At 64.1% G+C, this 20,908-nt stretch carries 20 protein-coding genes; 10 read left to right on the top strand and 10 right to left on the bottom strand.

Going from position 1 to position 20,908, the window contains the following annotated elements:
- Positions 1 to 54: 54 nt before the first annotated feature.
- From EN846_RS25920 to EN846_RS25905, 4 genes are all read right to left on the bottom strand, one after another.
- Positions 55 to 1,077, bottom strand: coding sequence for an esterase-like activity of phytase family protein (locus EN846_RS25920; RefSeq protein ID WP_127393262.1), 1,023 nt, complete (start codon positions 1,075 to 1,077; stop codon positions 55 to 57).
- A complete protein-coding gene (gene cobT, locus EN846_RS25915) occupies positions 1,074 to 2,972 on the bottom strand; it encodes a cobaltochelatase subunit CobT (protein WP_127393261.1) in 1,899 nt (632 codons plus the stop codon). Before cobT ends, EN846_RS25920 begins: the two co-directional genes overlap by 4 nt.
- A 60-nt stretch (positions 2,973 to 3,032) precedes the next feature.
- Complete coding sequence (gene cobS, locus EN846_RS25910) at positions 3,033 to 4,019, bottom strand: cobaltochelatase subunit CobS (protein ID WP_127285334.1); 987 nt, start codon at positions 4,017 to 4,019, stop codon at positions 3,033 to 3,035.
- 123 nt (positions 4,020 to 4,142) lie between these two features.
- Entirely contained in the window at positions 4,143 to 4,763 is a 621-nt protein-coding gene (locus EN846_RS25905; RefSeq protein WP_127393260.1) for a J domain-containing protein, read from the bottom strand.
- Between the two features lie 135 nt (positions 4,764 to 4,898).
- Between EN846_RS25905 and EN846_RS25900 the strand changes: the two genes are divergently transcribed.
- Positions 4,899 to 5,201: a BolA family transcriptional regulator gene (locus EN846_RS25900; protein ID WP_127393259.1), complete on the top strand. Its 303-nt coding sequence runs from the start codon at positions 4,899 to 4,901 to the stop codon at positions 5,199 to 5,201.
- 3 nt (positions 5,202 to 5,204) lie between these two features.
- Here the strand turns inward: EN846_RS25900 and EN846_RS25895 are convergent, their stop codons facing one another.
- Positions 5,205 to 6,017 carry an alpha/beta hydrolase gene (locus EN846_RS25895; RefSeq protein WP_128346412.1) on the bottom strand — a complete coding sequence of 271 codons (813 nt, stop codon included), beginning with the start codon at positions 6,015 to 6,017 and terminating at the stop codon, positions 5,205 to 5,207.
- Between the two features lie 375 nt (positions 6,018 to 6,392).
- On the opposite strand from EN846_RS25895, the gene EN846_RS25890 reads away from it, so the two are divergent.
- The 3 genes from EN846_RS25890 to EN846_RS25880 are packed head-to-tail and all read left to right on the top strand — an operon-like array spanning position 6,393 to position 11,235.
- Positions 6,393 to 8,342: a PrkA family serine protein kinase gene (locus tag EN846_RS25890; protein WP_127285330.1), complete on the top strand. Its 1,950-nt coding sequence runs from the start codon at positions 6,393 to 6,395 to the stop codon at positions 8,340 to 8,342.
- A gap of 17 nt (positions 8,343 to 8,359) precedes the next feature.
- The gene (locus tag EN846_RS25885; RefSeq protein WP_127285329.1) at positions 8,360 to 9,673 is read left to right on the top strand and encodes a YeaH/YhbH family protein; all 1,314 of its coding nucleotides are present in this window, start codon (positions 8,360 to 8,362) and stop codon (positions 9,671 to 9,673) included.
- A gap of 11 nt (positions 9,674 to 9,684) precedes the next feature.
- Complete coding sequence (locus EN846_RS25880; protein WP_127285328.1) at positions 9,685 to 11,235, top strand: SpoVR family protein; 1,551 nt, start codon at positions 9,685 to 9,687, stop codon at positions 11,233 to 11,235.
- A gap of 39 nt (positions 11,236 to 11,274) precedes the next feature.
- Here the strand turns inward: EN846_RS25880 and EN846_RS25875 are convergent, their stop codons facing one another.
- Genes EN846_RS25875 through EN846_RS25865 form a run of 3 tightly spaced genes read right to left on the bottom strand, consistent with a single transcriptional unit; the run spans position 11,275 to position 13,894 of the window.
- On the bottom strand, positions 11,275 to 12,168 hold the full coding sequence (locus EN846_RS25875) for a transporter associated domain-containing protein (protein WP_127285327.1): 894 nt from the start codon (positions 12,166 to 12,168) through the stop codon (positions 11,275 to 11,277).
- Complete coding sequence (gene aroB / locus EN846_RS25870) at positions 12,165 to 13,286, bottom strand: 3-dehydroquinate synthase (RefSeq protein ID WP_127391144.1); 1,122 nt, start codon at positions 13,284 to 13,286, stop codon at positions 12,165 to 12,167. Before aroB ends, EN846_RS25875 begins: the two co-directional genes overlap by 4 nt.
- Positions 13,283 to 13,894, bottom strand: coding sequence for a shikimate kinase (locus EN846_RS25865; protein WP_127310078.1), 612 nt, complete (start codon positions 13,892 to 13,894; stop codon positions 13,283 to 13,285). Before EN846_RS25865 ends, aroB begins: the two co-directional genes overlap by 4 nt.
- A 198-nt stretch (positions 13,895 to 14,092) precedes the next feature.
- Here EN846_RS25865 and EN846_RS25860 point away from each other — a divergent pair, with 198 nt between their 5' ends.
- The 6 genes from EN846_RS25860 (at position 14,093) to EN846_RS25840 (ending at position 18,431) form a co-directional block, all read left to right on the top strand.
- Positions 14,093 to 14,245 (top strand): histidine kinase, encoded by a 153-nt coding sequence (locus EN846_RS25860; RefSeq protein WP_126058048.1) that lies wholly within the window; start codon positions 14,093 to 14,095, stop codon positions 14,243 to 14,245.
- Positions 14,246 to 14,255: 10 nt separating this feature from the next.
- Positions 14,256 to 15,167, top strand: coding sequence for a site-specific tyrosine recombinase XerD (locus EN846_RS25855; protein ID WP_127391145.1), 912 nt, complete (start codon positions 14,256 to 14,258; stop codon positions 15,165 to 15,167).
- 100 nt (positions 15,168 to 15,267) lie between these two features.
- Positions 15,268 to 16,218: an acetyl-CoA carboxylase carboxyltransferase subunit alpha gene (locus EN846_RS25850; protein WP_127286898.1), complete on the top strand. Its 951-nt coding sequence runs from the start codon at positions 15,268 to 15,270 to the stop codon at positions 16,216 to 16,218.
- 234 nt (positions 16,219 to 16,452) lie between these two features.
- Entirely contained in the window at positions 16,453 to 16,581 is a 129-nt protein-coding gene (locus EN846_RS36435) for a hypothetical protein (RefSeq protein ID WP_281015756.1), read from the top strand.
- A 255-nt stretch (positions 16,582 to 16,836) separates the two neighbouring features.
- A complete protein-coding gene (locus EN846_RS25845; protein WP_127391146.1) occupies positions 16,837 to 18,126 on the top strand; it encodes a murein L,D-transpeptidase family protein in 1,290 nt (429 codons plus the stop codon).
- Positions 18,127 to 18,179: 53 nt separating this feature from the next.
- Positions 18,180 to 18,431 carry a sulfurtransferase TusA family protein gene (locus EN846_RS25840; RefSeq protein WP_127286900.1) on the top strand — a complete coding sequence of 84 codons (252 nt, stop codon included), beginning with the start codon at positions 18,180 to 18,182 and terminating at the stop codon, positions 18,429 to 18,431.
- Between the two features lie 18 nt (positions 18,432 to 18,449).
- On the opposite strand, the gene EN846_RS25835 is transcribed toward EN846_RS25840, so the two are convergent.
- Both EN846_RS25835 and EN846_RS25830 read right to left on the bottom strand, forming a co-directional pair.
- Entirely contained in the window at positions 18,450 to 19,574 is a 1,125-nt protein-coding gene (locus tag EN846_RS25835; protein WP_127286901.1) for a GTP-binding protein, read from the bottom strand.
- Positions 19,575 to 19,578: 4 nt separating this feature from the next.
- Positions 19,579 to 20,751, bottom strand: a complete 1,173-nt coding sequence (locus tag EN846_RS25830) for a D-alanyl-D-alanine carboxypeptidase family protein (RefSeq protein WP_127311736.1) — start codon at positions 20,749 to 20,751, stop codon at positions 19,579 to 19,581.
- Positions 20,752 to 20,908: the final 157 nt, after the last annotated feature.

The raw sequence follows: 20,908 nt of genomic DNA, 5'->3' as shown, positions 1-20,908 counted from the left end.
GGGGTTACCAAACCGTGCATGGCGGCCTGGGTCGGGCAGAAATCCGGTATCGGCTCAATCCTCGTGCAGGATGAATTCCAGGTAGAGGTTGCGCTGCAGGATCGAGTGGTTGTCGTCCGACATCAGCGACACCATCTGCGCGCCGTCGTCGCGGGTCCAGACGTCGAGCCCTTCCATATTGTCGATCTGGTAGCCCATGTCGGCTTCCAGCAGCACCGGACCGTCGGCGACGGCGCCCTTCTCGACGCTCTCGCCATAGATCCGCCTCAGCCGCATCTTCACGCCCCCGGCCATCGAGAAGCTGCGTTCGAGCAGCAGCAGGTCGCCATCTGGCAGGAAGGCGCCGTCGGTGATGTCGAAATCGCCGTTGCGCTTGACGGTGAAAACGCCCTTGTTCGGCCCCTCGATGATCGCGGCATAGATGTTGCCGGCCTTGTCGAGGCTCTTTTCCGACACCACGACCAGCCCGCCTTCGTGCTGGCCGTAGGGATTGGCGTGGGTGACGGTCTCGAAGCCGCGGTTCTGGCGCAGCTCCCGGGCCGGCACCAGATAGTCGAGCTCCTTGAACGGCGCCTTCATCTTGTCGGGATCGATCCTGAACTGGGCGACGCGCTGGTTGCGCTCGAAGCCGACCGTGGCGATGCCATCCTTGACCGCGAGGCCTTCCGCATCGACCTCCCATTTCCTTTCGATCGGCTGCCCCGATTGGTCGATCATCTGCTGCATGCGGAAATTCTGGAGGCCCGACGGCCGCTTGTCGGCATCGTGCGCCACGGTGCCGAAGAACCAGAAGCCGGTGTCGGCGACGCCGATGAAATCGCCGCCGGGCTTCAGGAAGCGAAAGGCCGACAGCGCGCCGAAATCGCGCGACGGCGAGGTCATCTCCAGCCCGCCGACGAATTCGAGCGGGCCGAACTTCCTGTCGTCGTGGCCGATGTGGAACTGGTTGATCGGCCGTGCCGAGATCTCGACCGGCTCGATGGAAGCCGGACCGGCGGCGATGGCCGGCGAAAGCATGCCGGCCAGCGCGCAGGCAGCCAGAACCACACGCCGCAAGCTCCGCCCCGAGATCCTCATCCGGCGCGCCGCAGACCGCCACGCCGCATCTCGCGGGCGCTTTCCTCGCCGAACAGCGAAGCCAGCTGCTCGGTCATGGCGCCGGCCAGTTCCTCGGCATCGACGATGGTGACGGCACGGCGGTAGTAGCGGGTGACGTCATGGCCGATGCCGATGGCCAGAAGCTCGACCGGCGACCGCGTCTCGATCAGCTCGATGACCGCGCGCAGATGCCGCTCCAGGTAGTTGCCGGGATTGACCGAGAGCGTGGAATCGTCGACCGGCGCGCCGTCGGAGATCATCATCAGGATCTTGCGCTGCTCCGGCCGTCCGATCAGCCGGCTATGCGCCCAAAGCAGCGCCTCGCCGTCGATGTTTTCCTTGAGCAGGCCCTCGCGCATCATCAGGCCGAGATTGCGCCGCGCCCGCCGCCACGGATGGTCGGCGGATTTGTAGATGATGTGGCGCAGATCGTTGAGCCGGCCGGGGTTCGGCGGCTTGCCGTCCTTCAGCCATTTCTCGCGCGCCTGCCCGCCCTTCCAGGCGCGGGTGGTGAAGCCGAGGATCTCGACCGAGACGCCGCAGCGCTCCAGCGTGCGCGCCAGTATGTCGGCGCAGGTGGCGGCGACGGTGATCGGCCGGCCCCGCATCGAGCCGGAATTGTCGAGCACAAGCGACACCACCGTGTCGCGGAATTTCGTGTCGCGCTCCTGCTTGAACGACAGCGGCTGCATCGGATCGATGACGACGCGCACCAGCCGCGACGGATCGAGATAGCCTTCCTCGAGGTCGAAATCCCACGAGCGGTTCTGCTGCGCCATCAGCCGGCGTTGCAGCCGGTTGGCCAATCTGCCGACGACGCCGGAAAGATTGGCGAGCTGCTTGTCGAGGAAGGCGCGCAGCCGGTCGAGCTCCTCTTCCTCGCACAATTCCTCGGCGCCGACCGTCTCGTCGAAAGCCGTGGTGAAGACCTTGTAGTCGATCTCCTTCGGCAGGTTGGTGAAGGGATTGTCGTTGCGCCGCGCCTCGCCGGGCGTCTCGGCGTCGGAATCGTCCTCGTCGGAGAGGTCGTCGGCGGTGGCGTCGGACGCTTCCGTCTCGGCCGACTGCTCGTCATCGTCGGACGCGTCGGCATCGTCGGACTGCGACTGTTCCGAGCCGGAATCGTCCTCGCCGCCCTCCTCGCTCTGCTCCTCGCCCTGCGGCTCGTTGTCGTCATTGTCCTCGGAGTCTTCGCTCTCCTGGTCGTCGCCGAGCTCCTCGGCCATTTCCATGGAGACCAGCATGTCGCGCACGATGCGGGCGAAGGCCTGCTGGTCGTCGAGCTTGGCCGACAGCCCGTCGAGATCGGCGCTGGCCTTCTCCTCGACCCAGGGGCGCCATAGATCGACCAGGCGCTCGCCGCTCTTCGGGATTGCGCGGCCGGTGAGCTTCTCGCGCACCATCAGCGCCACCGCCTCCTCAAGCGGCGCGTCGGCCTTGTCCTTGACGTCGACGAGGTTGGCCTTGGCGTATTTGTCCTCCAGCATCGAGCCGATATTGTCGGCGACGCCCTGCATGGCGCGGCTGCCGATCGCCTCGACGCGGGCCTGCTCGACCGCGTCGTAGATCGAGCGCGCCAGCTTGCCTTCAGGCGCCAGCTTGTTGTGGATGCGCTGATCGTGGCAGGCGCGCTTCAGCGCCATGGAATCGCCGAGCCCTCGGGTGATGGCGATATCGGCTTTGGAGGCCTTCTTCGGCAGTTCTGGCAGCCGGGCGCGGTTGCCCGCAAGCGCCGGCCGGTCCTTGGCGAAGCCGACCTCGAGGTCCTTGTCGCCGGCAATGGCGCGCATGCAGACGGTCACCGAGCGCTTGAAGCTGTCGGCTTCAGACCCGTTCTTCGGCTTGTTGCGCGTATTGTCGCCCGGACCCGCCATCAATCATCCCTGGAGCATGGTGTCGGCCGAAAAGTCATACGACCTTCCGGAACCATGCTCTTACCCCAGCACCACGTTGGCGGCGGATTCGGGCAAATCTTCGCCGAAGGCGCGCTGGTAGAATTCGGCGACCACCGAACGCTCCAGCTCGTCGCACTTGTTGAGGAAGGTCAGCCGGAACGCCATGCCGATGTCGCCGAAGATTTCGGCGTTCTCGGCCCAGGTGATCACCGTGCGCGGGCTCATCACCGTCGACAGGTCGCCATTGATGAAGGCCGAGCGCGTCATGTCCGCGACCCGCACCATCTTGTTGACGATGTCCTTGCCCTTGCTGTCGCGATAGTGCTTGGCCTTGGCCAGAACGATGTTCACCTCATTGTCGTGCGGCAAATAGTTCAGCGTGGTGACGATCGACCAGCGGTCCATCTGCGCCTGGTTGATCTGCTGGGTGCCGTGATAGAGGCCGGTGGTGTCGCCAAGGCCGACCGTGTTGGCGGTCGAGAACAGCCGGAACGCCGGGTGCGGGCGAATGACACGGCTCTGGTCGAGCAGCGTCAGGCGGCCCGAGGATTCCAGCACGCGCTGGATGACGAACATCACGTCCGGGCGGCCGGCGTCATACTCGTCGAAGCACAGCGCGACATTGTGCTGGTAGGCCCAGGGCAGGATGCCGTCGCGGAATTCGGTGACCTGCAGCCCGTCCTTAACCACGATGGCGTCCTTGCCGACCAGGTCGATACGGCTGACATGGCTGTCGAGGTTGACGCGCACGCAGGGCCAGTTGAGGCGGGCGGCGACCTGCTCGATATGGGTCGACTTGCCGGTGCCGTGATAGCCCGACACCATGACGCGGCGGTTGTAGGCGAAGCCGGCGAGGATCGCCATCGTCGTGTTCTTGTCGAACAGATAGTCGGGATCGACGTCCGGCACATGCTCGGAAGACACCGAATAGGCCGGCACCACCATCTTGGAATCGAAGCCGAATTTGTCCTTCACCGACACTGTCGTATCGGGCAGGTTGGCGATGTCGCGGTCGACCTTGTTCATCTCTATCCACGTCTCCACGGGCGAAATGGCTGATTTCGCCGGCAATCGATTTTGTTCGGGGGCGGTCTTAGAGCCTTTTCCAACCTTATGAAAGTTGGAAAGCGACACGAACCGTGGGGTCGCTCAGCACAAACCCGCCTGCTTGAGCACGCGATAGGCCTGCAGCACATCGCGGAACCGGTCTTCCGAACCTCTGTCGCCGCCATTCGCATCCGGATGGTGACGCTTGACCAGTTCCTTATAGCGCGCCTTGATATCCTTGCCAGTCGCCTTTGTATCAAGACCAAGCGTTTCCAGCGCCTTGGCCTCAAGCGGCTTGGCCTTGCGTTCGCGGGGGGCCTTCGGGTCGTTGAACAGGTTGAAGGGGTCGCGCATGCGGTTGTAGTAGCCGGCGCGGCCGGAGCGCTGCTGGGCGAAGTCCGGCGCCGAACGCGTCGAACCGCCATTGATGCCCATCTTCCATGTCGGTCGGTGGCCGGTCAGCGCTTCCTTCTGGAAGCGGGCGATTTCGGTGTCCGGCACGCCCGAGAAGTAGTTGAAGCCCTTGTTGTATTCGCGCACATGGTCGAAGCAGAAGCGGAAATACTCGCCTTCCTTCAGCCGTCCGACCGGCGCGCGATGGGTGCCGGCCTCCTTGCAGCCGTCCCACTGGCAGATCGGCGCGCGCGACTTCAGCTCCGCATCCTTCTCCGGCCGGATGCGGATTTTTTCGAAATATTTGGGATACGGCTTCATCTCACCCATTTATGGGCTGTTCGCACGTGCGAAACAAGAATTGACATTTCGGCGATGATCGCCCTAACCGCTGAATCGCGGCTTAAAAGCGGTCGAAAATGCGGATTTTGCGGCTCTGCCGTCATGTGGTGAAGGGAAGGTCCAATGTCCATACAGTCGACGATGGAAGACAAGCTGAAGGCGGCATTCTCGCCGGAGCGGCTGGTCATCATCAATGAGAGCCACCTTCACGCCGGCCATCACCATCACGGCTCCGACCATCATGGCGCCTTTGACGGCAGCGGCGAGACGCATTTCCGCGTCCGCATCGTTTCGCCTTCCTTTGCCGGCATGAGCCGCATCGAGCGCCACCGCGCCGTCAACGCGTTGCTGGCCGACGAGCTGAACGCCGGCGTCCATGCGCTGGCGATCGAGCCGGCGGCGCCGGGCGAACAGACGCGCTGGTAAGTCTCAGGCGACCGTCTCCTTCAGGAAGGCCATCACCGCGCCGGTCAGGGCGTCGCCCTCCTCGCCGAACCGGCGGTTGATCGCCATGTGCGAATAGGCACTGCCGTCGAACAGCGTGACCTTGGTGCCGGCCGCCCGCAGCCGGTCCGTGAAGGCATGGGCGACGACCGCGCGGATCGGTGCGTCCGAATAGGCGACAAAGACTGGCGGATGCTTGCCGCTCCCGACATAGGTGACGGGCGACAGCGCGCGCCATTGCGCCGGATTGGGGAAGGCCTGCGCGTAGATCGGCCGCAGCCGGCCGCCCTGCGCCTTGGCCAGTGCCTCGATGTCATAGGCTTCGGTGTCGTCGAGCACCAGCGCGGCGACGCCCGGCAATCCGCCGCGCAGGCCGGTCAGCGCGGCAAGGTGGCAGCCGGCGGAATGCCCCATCACCGCGATGCGGTCGGGGTCGCCGCCATGCCGGGCGATGTTGGCGCGCACATAGGCATAGGCCTTCTCGACGTCGCCCGCCTGGGTGGCGACATCGGCGCCAGGCAGCATGCGATAATCGATCGAGACGAACAGGAAGCCGTTGTCGAGCAGGAAGCCGGGCTTGGCGTTGACATTGTTGCGGTTGCCGAGCCGCCAGGCACCGCCATGGATGAAGAACACGACAGGACAGTCCCTGAAGCCGTCGCGCGTGTAGATGTCGAGCCTGGCCGGCCCGTAGTCGACGGTTTGCGGCTTGGGCTGGCGCGGACGCCATGCGGCGGAGGCACGCGCTGGCAGCAGCGCGGCAAGCGATGCCATGATGAGGCTGCGTCGATCGATCATCACCATCTCCCACCGCCTTGCGACGGCAGAGTGCACATGCGCGCCCCAGGCGTCCAGTTAACGATCGGTAATGGCCTGAGCTTGGAACGCGGCCGATCTGGACAGCATTTACCCGACATCCGGGCATTCGGCACGCCTCCGAATTCCGGCTTGCGAGATGCGAATGCAAAACCAATCGAGGTTAGCCCTTGAAGCGCGCCGGGCAATCACCACGTTATTCTCTAGGCAGGCATTTCGGCAACATCGGATGCCTTCCGGAGGTCAACGCCAGATTGCACGTTTCTTCTTCAATTGAAGGGAACCAACAACGCTTTCCGGCAGTTGAATATGTGATGAGCCGACTGGCAGCCAGAGCGGCTCCGAGGGCACATAATCATGCGCGAGAACCAATCCGACGTCTTCGACCTGTTCTCGGAGATCTATACCCATGCGGCACAGGAAGAGATCAGCCTCCAGCAATTCCTCCTTGCCTGCCGCGAAGACAAATCGATGTACGCCACGGCCCCCGAAAGGATGGTCGCGGCGATTGGTCAGCCAAATCTGATCGACACCAGCAAGGACGAGCGGCTCGGCCGCATCTTCTCCAACCGAACCGTCAAGGTGTACCCATCCTTCGCCGACTTCTATGGCATGGAGGATACGATCGAGCGTATCGCCGGCTATTTCCGCTATGCCTCGCAGGGTCTCGAGGAGCGCAAGCAGATCCTTTATCTGCTCGGTCCTGTCGGCGGCGGCAAGTCTTCACTAGCCGAACGGCTGAAGAAGCTCATGGAGCAGCGGCCGATCTACACGCTGAAGGTCGGCAACCAGATCAGCCCGGTTTTCGAATCGCCGCTCGGCCTATTCAACCCCGACCATATGGGCGACCTGCTTGAGGACAAATACGGCATAGCCCGCCGCCGCCTGAACGGGCTGATCTCGCCATGGGCCGCCAAGCGCCTCGACGAACTGGCTGGAGACATCTCCAAATTCAGCGTCGTCAAGCTGATGCCGTCGCGGCTGCGCCAGATCTGCATCGCCAAGACCGAGCCCGGCGACGAGAACAACCAGGATGTCTCGGCCCTGGTCGGCAAGGTCGACATCCGCCAGCTGGAGAATTTCAGCCAATCCGACCCGGATGCCTATTCCTACAGCGGCGGGCTCAATCGCACGACACAGGGCCTGCTCGAGTTCGTCGAGATGTTCAAGGCGCCGATCAAGGTCCTGCATCCGCTGCTGACCGCCACGCAGGAGGGCAGCTACAACGGCACCGAGAATTTCGGCGCCTTCCCCTACCAGGGCATCGTCGTGGCGCATTCCAACGAATCGGAATGGCAGCAGTTCAAGAACAACAAGAACAACGAGGCCTTCCTCGATCGCATCCTGGTGGTCAAGGTTCCGTATTGCCTGCGCGTCACCGAAGAGCGGCAGATCTACGAGAAGCTGCTGCGCGAAAGCGAATTGGCGGCCAGTCCCTGCGCCCCCGAAGTTCTCGACATCCTCAGCCGCTTCACCGTCGCGACGCGCCTTGCCGAGCACGACAATTCACCCCGCTACACCAAGATGCGCGCCTATGACGGCGAGAGCCTGAAGGAGGTCGACCCGAAGGCGAAGTCGGTACAGGAATACCGCGATGCCGCCGGCGTCGACGAGGGCATGACCGGCGTCAGCACGCGTTTTGCCTTCAAGATCCTGTCGCAGACCTTCAACTACGACACTAAGGAAGTGGCCGCCGACCCCGTGCACCTGATGTACATTCTGGAAGAGGCGATCAAGCGCGAGCAGTTTCCGAAGCAGACGGAGGCAGCCTATCTGGAGTTCACCAAGTCGGAACTCGCCGCGCGCTATGCCGAATTCATCGGCCACGAGATCCAGAAGGCCTACCTCGAATCCTACAGCGAATACGGCCAGAACCTGTTCGACCGCTACATCGCCTATGCCGATGCCTGGATCGAGGACCAGGACTACAAGGATCCCGACACCGGCCAGATCCTCAACCGCGAGGTGCTGGACAACGAACTGTCACAGATCGAAAAACCGGCAGGCATCGCCAATCCCAAGGACTTCCGCAACGAAGTGGTCAAGTTCACCTTGCGGGCCAGGGCGCGCAATCACGGCCGCAACCCGTCCTGGACAAGCTATGAAAAGCTGCGCGAGGTCATCGAAAAGCGCATGTTCGGCCAGGTCGAGGATCTTCTGCCGGTGATCAGCTTCGGCTCCAAGCAGGACAGCGTGACCGAAAAGCGGCACAATGAATTCGTGCAGCGCATGGTCGAGCGCGGTTACACCCAGCGTCAGGTGCGCCGGCTCGTCGACTGGTACATGCGGGTGAACAAGGCGGGTTGAGAACGCCTGGGGGTTCCATGCCGATCTTCATCGACCGACGCCTGAATCCCAAGGACAAGAGCTTGGGTAACCGCCAGCGCTTCCTCAAGCGCGCGCGGGACGAACTGAAGCGCAGTATACGCGACCGCATCCGCACCGGCCGGATCGCCGAAGCGGACAAGGAATATGCCGTGCCGATGCCGGAAAAAGGCACCGGTGAGCCGAGCTTCAACGATGCCAGGAACAGCGGGCGGCGCCAGCACATCCTGCCGGGCAACAAGAGTTTCTCTCCCGGAGACCTGATCCCCAAACCCGGCCAGGGCGGCGGCGCCGGGTCGTCGTCTCCGGGCGACACGGTCTCTGAAGACGATTTCCGTTTCGTGCTGTCGCGTGAGGAGGTTCTCGATCTCTTTTTCGAGGATCTCGAACTGCCCGACATGGTCAAGCTCAACCTCAAGGAAATCCTCGCCTTCAAGTCGCAGCGTGCCGGCTTCGCGACAACCGGTTCGCCGACCAACATCAACGTCGCGCGTACGATGCGCAACAGTCATGGCCGCCGCATAGCGTTGAGGCGGCCGAAGCAGGCGGACGTGGATGCCATCGCCGGGCAGATCGCCGCGCTGGACTCTCAGCCGGTCAGCGCAGCGACGCGTCTGCGTGTCGCGGATTTGCGCAAGGAGTTCGAACGGCTGGAGCGCCGCCGCAAACGCATCGCCTATGTCGATCCGATCGACATCCGCTTCAATCGCTTCGATCCCCGGCCGCTGCCGAATGCCAGTGCCGTGATGTTCTGCCTGATGGATGTGTCCGGATCGATGGGTGAGCGCGAGAAGGATCTGGCCAAACGCTTCTTCGTGCTTTTGCATCTGTTCTTGAAACGGCGCTACGAGCGCACCGAGGTGGTCTTCATCCGCCACACCCACGAGGCCCAGGAGGTGGATGAGGAAACCTTCTTCCATTGCACGCAAAGCGGCGGCACCGTCGTTTCCACGGCGCTCGACGAAATGCGCCGCGTCATCGAAGAACGCTACCCGGCCAACGAGTGGAACATCTACGCCGCCCAGGCTTCGGACGGTGACAATTTCGCCACCGATTCGGAACGCTGCATAGCCTTACTCGACGGCGCGCTCATGCGTCTTTGCCAGTATTTCGCCTATGTCGAGATCATCGACGAACGCGAGAGCCATATTTTCGGAGCCACCGAAAACGGGACGTCGCTGTGGCGCGCCTACAGCGTCGTCGCGCAGAAATGGCCGAACTTCCAGATGACCCGCATCGCCACGCCGGCCGACATCTACCCGGTCTTCCGCCAGCTCTTCGCAAGGCAACCGGCCGCCCGCAAGAGCGCTTGAGAGGGGTGCAAATGGCCAGGCAGGCAAGCAAACCAGCTTTGCTGTTTTCCGGATCTGATTGGGATTTCAAGACGCTGTCGCGGGCCTATGACGCGATCGAGGCGATCGCGCTGGAGGAACTCCACCTCGATATCTATCCGGTTCAGATGGAGATCATCTCGTCCCAGCAGATGCTCGACGCCTATTCGTCGATAGGCATGCCGCTGATGTATCGCCATTGGTCGTTCGGCAAGCATTTCCTTCATCATGACCTTCTCTACCGCAAGGGCGGTCGCGGCCTGGCCTATGAGCTGGTCATCAACTCCAATCCCTGCATCGTCTACCTGATGGAGGAGAACACCATGGCGTTGCAGGCCCTGGTTACGGCGCACGCGGCACTTGGGCACAACCATTTCTTCAAGAACAATCACCTGTTTCGGCAGTGGACCGACGCCGGGGCCATCCTGAGCTATCTCGACTTCGCCAAGGGCTACATCGCCCGCTGCGAGGAGCGGCATGGGCTGGCGGCGGTCGAGGCGGTCCTCGATTCGGCGCATGCGTTGATGGAACAGGGCGTGTTCCGCTACCGCCGGCCGCCGAAGCTGTCGTCGGAGCGGCAGCGCGAAGGCCTGCGCGAGCGCCTCGAATATGAGGAACGCTCCTACAATGATTTGTGGCGCACGCTGCCGGCCTCGCACGAGGCCGGCAAGACCGGCGAGAAGGACGAGAGCCTGGCGGAACGGAAGAAGTCGCTCAATCTACCCGAGGAGAACCTGCTCTATTTCCTCGAGAAGAACAGCCTTGTGCTGGAACCGTGGCAGCGCGAAATCGTCCGCATCGTCCGCATCATCGCGCAATATTTCTACCCGCAGCGGCAAACCCAGGTGATGAACGAGGGTTGCGCCACTTTCGTGCACCACACGCTGATGAACCTGTTGTTCGATCGCGGGCTGATCGGCGAGGGCGCCATGCTCGAAATCCTGCGCAACCATTCCAATGTGGTCTTCCAGCCCGGTTTCGACGATCCCCGCTTTTCCGGCATAAATCCCTACGCGCTCGGTCTCGACATGATGCAGGACATACGGCGCATCTCGACCGAGCCGACGGCGGAGGACCGCGACTGGTTTCCCGACATTGCGGGCCGCGGCGACTGGCGCGAGACGCTGCTCGAGGCATGGGCCGACCATCGCGACGAGTCCTTCATCCGCCAGTACCTCAGCCCAACACTGATCCGGAAATGGCGGCTCTTCGCGCTTGCCGATCGAGCCGACGAACCGCATCTGGAGGTCGCGTCGATCCACAACGAGCGCGGCTATGAGAAGATACGCAGCGCCCTGGCCCACAGCTACGACGTGGGGGCGAACAGGCCCGACATCCAGATTGTCGATGTCGACCTGCGCGGCGACAGGCAACTGCGGCTGCAGCACAAGGTGAAGGCCGGCATCCTCCTTGAGGAAGGCAGCCGCGACGCGACTTTGCGCCATATCCGCAGCCTCTGGGGCTACGAGGTCAGTCTTGCGGCGGTCGACGCCGAAACAGGCGCGACGCTGCACGAGCGCTCGACCAGGGAGATCGTGGAGTAGCGCCGGAGGCAAGCCGCGTCGCTCACCCCGTGTGTTTGATTAAGCGTCGCCCGCCGGCTTTATCCGCAGCCTGGCGATGCGGTTCTTGTCGCGCTTCATGACCACGAAGCGCTTGCCGTGGAAAGTGAAGGCCTGCTTTTCATCGGGGATCGACTGGGTCTCGTGGATGACGAGGCCGGCAATCGTGGTGGCCTCTTCGTCCGGCAGGTTCCAGTCGAGCGCCCGGTTGAGATCGCGGATCGCCACCGTGCCGTCGACCACGACCGAGCCGTCGGCCTCCTGCTTGACGCCCTGGATGTCGACGTCGTGCTCGTCGGCGATCTCGCCGACAATCTCCTCGATGATGTCCTCCAGCGTCACCAGCCCTTCCACTTCGCCATATTCGTCGACGACGATGGCGAAATGCGCCTTGCGGCGCAGGAAGGCGTTGAGCTGGTCCTGCAAGGTGGTGGTGTCCGGCACGAACCAGGGCTTCGACGCGATCTTCATCACGTCGATCCTGGAAAAGTCGTTGCCGACCTCGTTCAGCGCCCTCAGCAGGTCCTTGGCGTGCAGCACGCCGACGATGTTGTCGAGCGAGCCCTTCCACAACGGCATGCGGGTATGCGGGCTGTTCAGGATCTCGCGCACCACCGCTTCCGACGGGTTGTCGGCATTGACCGAGCGCATGTTGGTGCGGTGGACCATGACGTCGGACACTTCGAGTTCCTCGAGGTCGAACAGTCCCTCCAGGCGATTGCGCTCCTCGCGCGCACCCTGGCCGTCGCGGCGGAAATCGTCGGCCGGCTCGCGCGATTGGTCATCAGCGAAACCTTGCGGATCGACTGGCCGCAATTCGTAGCCGAAGGCAGCGAGCAGGCGGGCACGAAACAGCAACGCCAGCAGTACCAGACCGGCAAGGATGGCCGCGACGATCCAGCCGGGCTCGTTCATCCCGGGTGGTTTTCCGCAAGGAAGCCAAGCACTTCCGACGCCGGCACGTCCCTGGCGATGAAGGCCTGGCCGACACCGCGCGTCAGGATGAAGGTCAGCGCGCCGCGGGACACCTTCTTGTCCTGGGCGATGTACGAGAGCAGCGCCTCAGCGTCGGGCAGTTCGCCCGGTATGTCGGCCATCCGCCATGGCAAGCCGACAGCGCGAAGATGCGCCTCGACGCGCCCCGCATCGTCCGGGCTCGCCAGGTTGAGCCGCGCCGAGAAGCGATGCGCCAGCGCCATGCCGATGGCGACCCCCTCGCCGTGGACGAGCCGGGCGCCGTCATAGTGCGTGGCGGCTTCCAGCGCGTGGCCGAACGTATGGCCGAGATTGAGCAGTGCGCGGTCGCCGGTCTCGAACTCGTCGCGGGCGACGACATCGGCCTTGGCGCGGCAGGCCTCGGCGATCGCCTCAGCCCGCGCCGGACCGCCGGCGAACACGTCCTGCCAGTTCGCCTCCAGCCAGGCGAAGAAGGCGGGGCGGTCGATCAGCCCGTACTTGGCGAGCTCGGCGTAGCCGGCGCGGAATTCGCGGATCGGCAACGTGTCGAGCACGCCGGTGTCGGCCAGCACCAGCTTCGGCTGATGGAAGACGCCGACAAGATTCTTGCCGCGCGGACTGTTGATGCCGGTCTTGCCGCCGACCGAGGAATCGACCTGTGCGAGCAGCGAGGTCGCGATCTGCACGAAATTCATGCCGCGCCGCACGATGCCGGCGGCAAAGCCGGCAAGATCGCCGATGACGCCGCCGCCGAGCGCGATAACGATATCGCCGCGTTCGAGCTTGGCGGCGAGCACGCCGTCGACCACCTCTTCGAGATGGGCAAAACTCTTGGTCTTCTCGCCCGCCGGCAAGGTGATTACGGCCGGCTGGATGCCACTGGTCTCGAGACCGGCCTTCAGCGTGCCGAGCTGCGCGGCGGCGACGTTCTCATCCGTGACGACGGCCGCTCGCCTGCCCGGCAAGCGGCGCGAGATCTCCTGGCCGGCGCCGGACAGCAGGCCGGGGCCGATCAATATGTCGTAGCCGCGCTCGCCGAGCCCGACTTCGACGGTGACAGGTGCGATGGCGCTCATGGCCGCGCCTCGTCGCCGGCCGCGACCATGGCGACGCCGAAATGTCCGCAGAGCGCGGCGACGACCTCGGCGGCGATGACCTCCTTGCGGTCGTCGCGGGTCGGCACGGTGACGTCCGATGTGGCGTAGACCGGATAGCGCTCGCCCATCAGCCTTTCCAGCACAGCGCGCGGATCGGGGCTTTTGAGCAACGGCCGGTTCTGCTTCTTGGACACGCGCTCCATCAACAGGTCGAGCTCGGCCTTCAGCCAGACCGACACGCCATGGCCGGCGATCGCCTCGCGCGTTTGCGCGTTCATGAAGGCGCCGCCGCCGGTCGACAGCACCTGCGGGCCGTTTTCAAGGAGCCGCAGGATGACGCGCTGCTCCAGCGCGCGGAATTCCGTCTCGCCATAACGCTCGAACAGTTCGGGCACGGTCATGCGCGACACGCTTTCGATCTCCTGGTCGCTGTCGATGAAGGGCAGCGAAAGCATCGCCGCCACCTTGCGGCCGATCGCCGTCTTGCCGGCGCCCATCAGGCCAACGAAGACGATGGAGCGGGTGCCCAGCCGCTCGAGCAGCTCGGTATGGCCTTCAGCGGGTGGATTTGCTTGTAGCGCGTTCATACGGGCCCCTTTGCCGGCGTTATCGACATCAAAAGCCTGGTTGCGTCAAGCATGGCGCGCAGCTCCCGGAAAAGTGTCATACGGTTTTCCGAACAGAACCCGCGCCAGGACGACAGGCTTCTACCTTGAATTGGACGGATTGGCGTCCCATAAGGGCACAGGGTTTGGAAATGCAGAACAAGAGACGGGCGCATATTGATGCCGACACTGTTTCGCTTTGTCGTGACGCTGACGATTCTGGCCGGCATTGCCTATGGAACGATGTTCGCGCTGGCCATGTTCGTCGAACCGAAAAAGGCCGAAATGAGCGTGCGCATTCCGCCGGAAAAGCTGAACCCCAAGAAGAACTGATGCCCGGGACATGAACAGCGCGGCGCGCATCGAGGCCTTTCTGGAGATGATGAGCGCCGAGCGGGGCGCGGCCGAAAACACGCTGTCCTCCTATCGCCGCGACCTGGAAGACGCTTCGATGGCGATCAGCGGCGGGCTTGCCGCCGCCGCGGCCGCCGACATCCGCGCCTATCTCGACGATATCGCCGCGCGCGGCTTCGCCGCCACCTCGCAGGCGCGCAAACTGTCGGCGATCCGCCAGTTCTTCAAGTTCCTCTACGCCGAGGGCCTGCGCGGCGACGACCCGACCGGCACGCTGGACAGCCCGAGGAAGGGCCGGCCGCTGCCGAAGACGATGAGCGAGGCCGAAACCGGCCGGCTGATCGACCGCGCCGCCACGGAAGCGGGCGAAGCCGACGGCGACGATCGGCTGGCGCGGCTGCGCCTGCATGCGCTGGTCGAGGTGCTCTACGCCACCGGCCTGCGTGTTTCCGAGCTGGTCGGCCTGCCGGTGACGGTGGCGCTGCGCGACGACCGCTTCTTCATGGTGCGCGGCAAGGGCAACAAGGAACGCATGGTGCCGCTCTCGGCCAAGGCGCGCGCCGCGATGCGCGCCTGGCTTGCCGCCAGGGCAGAGCGGCCGGCGCTCGCTAACAGCCCCTTCCTGTTTCCGGCCGCCTCCGACACCGGCCATCTGTCCCGCCAGGTCTTCGCCCGCGACCTGAAAGGCCTTGCCGCAAGGGCCGGCATCGCCTCGGCCAAGATCTCGCCGCATGTGCTGCGCCACGCCTTCGCCAGCCACCTGCTGCAGAACGGCGCCGATCTCAGGGCCGTGCAGCAGCTGCTCGGCCACGCCGACATCTCGACCACGCAGATCTACACCCATGTGCTGGAGGAGCGGCTGGTGCGGCTGGTCAATGATCATCATCCGCTTGCCGACTAGGCCTCATGTCGCTATGTGAGGACGACGTTCCACCGCCCGGAGCCCCGGTTTTCGAGGGTTTCGCCAGCCACTGCCTTCCGAACTGTCGGTCCGCTCAAGAATGTACAACTACCTCGATTTCGAAAAGCCGGTGCAGGATCTCGAAGGCAAGATCCTCGAGCTGAAGAAGCTTGCCGAGAACGGCGAGGCCGTCGATGTCGGCGATGAGATCAGCCGCCTGGAGAAGCGTTCGCGCGACGCGCTGCGCGAGGCCTACAAGTCGCTGACGCCCTGGCAGAAGGTGCAGGTGGCGCGCCATCCCGACAGGCCGCATTGCGTCGACTACATCAAGGCCCTGCTCAGCGATTTCACGCCGCTCGCCGGCGACCGCAATTTCGGCGAGGACCAGGCGATCGTCGGCGGCTTCGCCCGCTTCCGCGGCGAGCCGGTGGCGGTTATCGGCCAGGAGAAGGGCTCGGACACGGCGAGCCGGCTGAAGCACAATTTCGGCTCGGTGCGGCCGGAAGGCTATCGCAAGGCGGTGCGGCTGATGGAGCTAGCCGACCGCTTCAAGATCCCGCTTCTGACGCTGGTCGACACCGCCGGCGCCTATCCCGGCGTCGGTGCCGAGGAACGCGGCCAGGCCGAGGCGATTGCCCGCTCGACCTCGGCCTGCCTGGCGCTCAAGGTGCCCTCGATCTCGGTCGTCATCGGCGAAGGCGGCTCCGGTGGCGCCATCGCAATCGCCACCGCCAACCGCGTCTACATGCTGGAGCATGCCATCTATTCGGTGATCTCGCCGGAGGGCGCTGCCTCGATCCTGTGGCGCGACACCACCCGCTCCAAGGATGCGGCGACCAACATGAAGATCACCGCCCAGGATCTTTACGAAATGAAGATCATCGACGCCATCGTCCCCGAGCCGCTCGGGGGCGCCCATCGCGCCCCCGAAACGGTGATCGCCGCCACCGGCGACCTCATCGCCAAGACGATGAAGGATTTTGCCGGCGCCAACACCGATTTCCGCGAGCAGCGTCGCGAGAAATACCTTGCCATGGGCCGCAGCCTCTAGTGCCCGGAAATGTGGGCGGTTCCGGGAGGGCTTAAGGCGCGTCGCCTGACTCCGTTTCAGCCCGACGCGCTTTATATCCGGGCAATTCCAGCAAACTTCTGGAACGGTTTTCCGTCCGGAAGGTGCCACCACATCGGTGGTCCAGGGCAACGATCCGGTGGTTCGGAGCGGGGCCGCCATAGACACTTTGCTTTAACGGCTGCTAATTAAGCTTCTCGTTTCGGGGGATTTGAAATGAAGAAATACGAGAAACCCACGCTGATCAAAGTCGCCCGCCTGCAAGCAGTGACGGCTCAACAAGCGACTTCCCAGCCGCCAGTGGAAAACGGCAACAGCAATGGCAGCGGCACCGACATCAACTAGTCCCCGTCAAATCCGTCTCTATCAAAACGTTTGATCGCCTTGGAATAGCTTCGGCCGCTACGCGGCAAAGTGGTGTACGGGCACGATTCCGCCACAAAAATGCCGCCGCGTTCGGCTCAATGAAATTGCCGCGAGGGGTCGTTCGAGGCTTGCGGTAAGGATTTTTCAAGGTTAACGGGCTTACGGTCCGCTAATGTTCAGCGTGCGGGCCTGGCGGTTGAACCCGTGGCCCGAGGGAAAGACTAAGCCGTACCCATGTTTGCCAAGCTTGCCCGCACCGGAGTCCTGATCGCCGCCATCGGCGTCGCCGGCTGCAACGATTCCTCGATGAAGGACTTCGCGCCGGAGGCCAACAAGCCGCTGCCGGACAAGATCCTGGCCGACATGAAGGCCAAGGGCATGGTCCGCACCTCGTCGGTGATGGCCCGTATCTTCAAGGAAGAGGGCAAGCTGGAGATCTGGAAGGCCAAGACCAATGGCCGCTACGAGATGGTGGCCAACTACGACATCTGCAAATGGTCGGGCAAGCTCGGGCCGAAATACACCGAGGGCGACCGCCAGGCGCCGGAAGGTTTTTATACGGTTCGCCCTTCGCAGATGAACCCGCGCTCGAACTACCATCTGTCCTTCAACATCGGCTATCCCAACGCCTACGACCGCGCCAATGGCCGCACCGGCTCCAATCTGATGGTGCATGGCGCCTGCTCGTCGTCGGGCTGCTATTCGATGACCGATGCCCAGATCGAGCAGATCTACGCTTTCGGCCGCGATGCCTTCCAGGGCGGGCAGACCGAGTTCCAGATCCAGGCCTTTCCATTCCGCATGACCGCCGCCAACATGGCGCGTTACCGCAACGACCCGAACTACGATTTCTGGAAGATGCTGAAGGTCGGCTACGACAATTTCGAAATCACCAAGGTGCCGCCGAAGGTCGACGTCTGCGAAAAGCGCTACGTCTTCAATCAAGTGGCGCCGGAGGGCACGACCTTCGATCCCACCGGGCCCTGCCCCGCCACGACGCAGCCGGATTCGCTGAAGAGCGCCTATAGCGCCTATCAGAGCACCTATGACTCGGCCTTCAACGGCGCCGTCAAGTCGAGCGCGCCGGCGCCCAAGCCGACGATTGCCGGCATCAAGGAAGCCAGTATCGTTTCCGACTGGTCGAAGCGCCGGGCCCGCGGCGAGCGCGTGCCGATCGACCCGCCGTCGATGAATGGCGACGGCTCGGTGACCGAGACCGCGCGCATGGGCCGCATCGATTCGCCGCTCGGCCGCAAGATGGCCGCGCTCGACGCCGAGAAGGAAGCCAAGCGCAAGGCCGAGGAACAGCGGCTCGCGGCCATACAGGCAGCAAAGGCCGCCAAGGAAGCTGCCAAGGCCCAGGCATTGGCCGAGGCGGAAGCCGCCAAGCAGGCTGCCCAGCAGCCGGTCACCACCGCGGGCGTCGAAGCGGCCGAGCCGGCAGCCGAAACGCAGGCCGCGAGCGCCGACGACGGCACGGTGACGAAGCTGAAGAAGAAGCTGCTCGGCATGTTCGGCGGCTGAGGCTTTGGCTGATGCATGTCGCCCAAAAGTGTGGGGCGGTTTGAGACAACGACATGCATGAAAAAACAGAAAGCAAGCGCCCTGCCGTCTACGATCTCAAGGGGCTGAACTGTCCCCTCCCCGTGCTCAAGGCGAAGAAGCGCCTGGCCGCGATGCGGCCGGGTAGCCTGCTCTGGCTGGAAACCACCGATCCGCTTGCCGTCATCGACATTCCGGCCTTCTGCTCGGACGCAGGCCATCAGCTCGTCGAAACGGCCGCGGTGTCCGGCGGCCATCGCTTCCTGGTCGAGCGCGGCGACGCCTGAGTTCGCGGTCCTGGCTCCCTACCGCCGCCCGGCTATGGCCAGCGGATTGTCCTCCAGCGCCGCGCGGTCGGGCGTGTCGATCGACGGCCTGTTGGTGAAGGCGGCGAACAGCCGGCGCACATAGTCCTCCGGCATGTCGAGCGTGATCAGCACCAGCCTGGTGCCGCGATTGCCCTCCGGCCAGGCCGGCAGCCTTGCCGGCGGGTGCAGGATCTTCTGCACGCCATGGATGACCAGCGGCCGCGACGGATCCTCCAGCAATTCGATGACGCCTTTCATACGCAGCAGCTTCTCGCCATGCGTCGAGCGCAGCAGATCGAGAAACATCTCGATCGCCGAGAACGGCACCGGACCGTCATGGACCAGCGAATGCGAGCGCACACGCGAATCGTGGCGATGCTGGTGATCGTGATGATGATCGTCGCCATGATGGTGGTGGTGGCCATCATGATCATGGTGATGATGACCAGCCTCTTCGCCCAGCCAGCGCTGCACATCGGCCGATTTGGTTTCGGGGTTGTAGAGCCCGCAGTCGAACAGCGCCGCGGCGCCGGTTCCGCTGTCATCGGCATCGAGCAGAACGGCGCCGGGATTGAGCTGACGCAGGCGCGCTCGCAACGCCGCGACATCGCCGGCATCGGTGACGAGGTCGGTCTTGGTGAGCACGATGCGGTCGGCGACCGCCGCCTGTTTCACCGCCTCGACATGAGCGTCGAGGGTCGCATTGCCGTTGACCGCATCGACCAGAGTGATCACGCCGTCGAGCCGGAAAGCCTGCACCAGCGCCGGATGCGCCATGATCGACTGCAGCACCGGCGCCGGATCGGCAAGCCCGGTGGTTTCTACCACGACGCGCGCCAGCCTGGCGATGCGGCCGGTCTGCAGCCGGTCGACGAGGTCGGCCAGCGTATCGACCAGTTCGCCGCGCACCGTGCAGCACAGGCAGCCGTCGGAAAGCTGGATGATGCCGTCTGAGGCCTGCTCGACCAGCAGATGGTCGATCGCCACCTCGCCGAACTCGTTGATGATGACCGCCGTGTCGGTAAGTTGCGGGTCCTTCAGCAGCCGGTTGAGCAGCGTCGTCTTGCCGGCGCCGAGGAAGCCGGTGAGCACCGAGACCGGGATGGGAAAGCTGCCGCCCATCGGGCTAGTTCGCGGCCTTGACCGGCTGGTCGCCCTGCACGGCAACCGCGGCCGTCCCGCTTGCGGCCGGCTCGGCGCCGGTCGGTGCCGGAATGTCGGGCCGCCAGCTCGGCAGCGGCACATCGGCATATTCCTGGCCCGACTGGTCGAGCATCGCCTTCGGCGTCGGCCCGGTTGCGCCGCCGAGGCCGACGGCGACCAGGGTCGGGTGAGCGAGCTTCACCTGGTAGGGCGACTTCGGCGCATCCTTGGCGGCGACGGCGGGGGCGGCCTCCGACTGCTCCGCCTTCGGCTTCTTCTTGCAGATCTCGTCATGCAGATCGTTGGGCGACAGCGTATCGCCATAAGACGGCAAGGCGGCAAGCGTAGCCGAGCCGGTCGCCGGCGTGTCAAAACCCTGGTCGAGCAGCTTCGCCACGGTCTCGGCGCGGCTGACGGCGGATTTCTCGCCGAGCACCACGGCGACCAGCGTGCGCCCGTTGCGCGTCGCCGAGCCGATCATGTTGAAGCCAGAGGAACAGACGAAGCCGGTCTTCATGCCGTCGGCGCCCGGATAGCGGCCGATCAAGAGGTTGTAGTTCGGGATCGCCTTCTTGCCGACCGCCAGCCCCTCGATCGAGAACCAGGGCGCGTATTGCGGAAACTCGCTGCGGATTGCCGTCACCAGCAGCGCGAGATCGCGCGCGGTGGTGTACTGGTCCGGCGAAAACAGCCCGTTCGGATTGACGAAATGGGTTCCCGTCATGCCGAGGCGCGCCGCTTCCGCGTTCATGCGGTCGGCGAAGGCCGCCTGCGACCCGCCGATATTCTCGCCGACGGCCATGGCGATGTCGTTGGCCGATTTGACCAGCATCATCTTCAACGCATTGTCGAGCCGCATCACCGAGCCCGGCTTGAAGCCCATCTTGCTGGGCGGCTCGCCGGCGGAATGTTTCGTCACCTTGATCGGCGAATCGAGCTGAACCTCGCCGGCGGCGATCGCCCGAAACGTCACATAGGCCGTCATCAGCTTGCTCAGCGACGCCGGATACCAGCGCTTGAAGGCGTCCTGGTGCTCGAGGATCTTGCCGCTCTGCAGGTCGAAAAGGATCACCGGGTTGGCGCGCGCGACGCCCGCCAGCATCGGCAAAGCCAGCGCGCCGGCCAGCAATAGTTTGAGGAAATGCCCGTGCCGCATCATGGAATCCGAAATCGCCTCTTGCCGTAGTCGCCCCTGGCTCCGTAAGATTTCGTTACGCGATCGCCAGCATGGTGCGCCCGGCCCTCGATTCCCCAGGCTGCATTGTTGCGGTGCTATTTACCCTATGTGACGTCAACATGGCAAAGCGCCTGGC

This window comes from Mesorhizobium sp. M4B.F.Ca.ET.203.01.1.1 (assembly GCF_004791025.1).
Taxonomy (GTDB): Bacteria; Pseudomonadota; Alphaproteobacteria; order Rhizobiales; family Rhizobiaceae; genus Mesorhizobium; species Mesorhizobium abyssinicae.
Note: the sequence above shows the minus strand (reverse complement) of the source record. Positions and strands in the feature narration are given on the sequence as shown.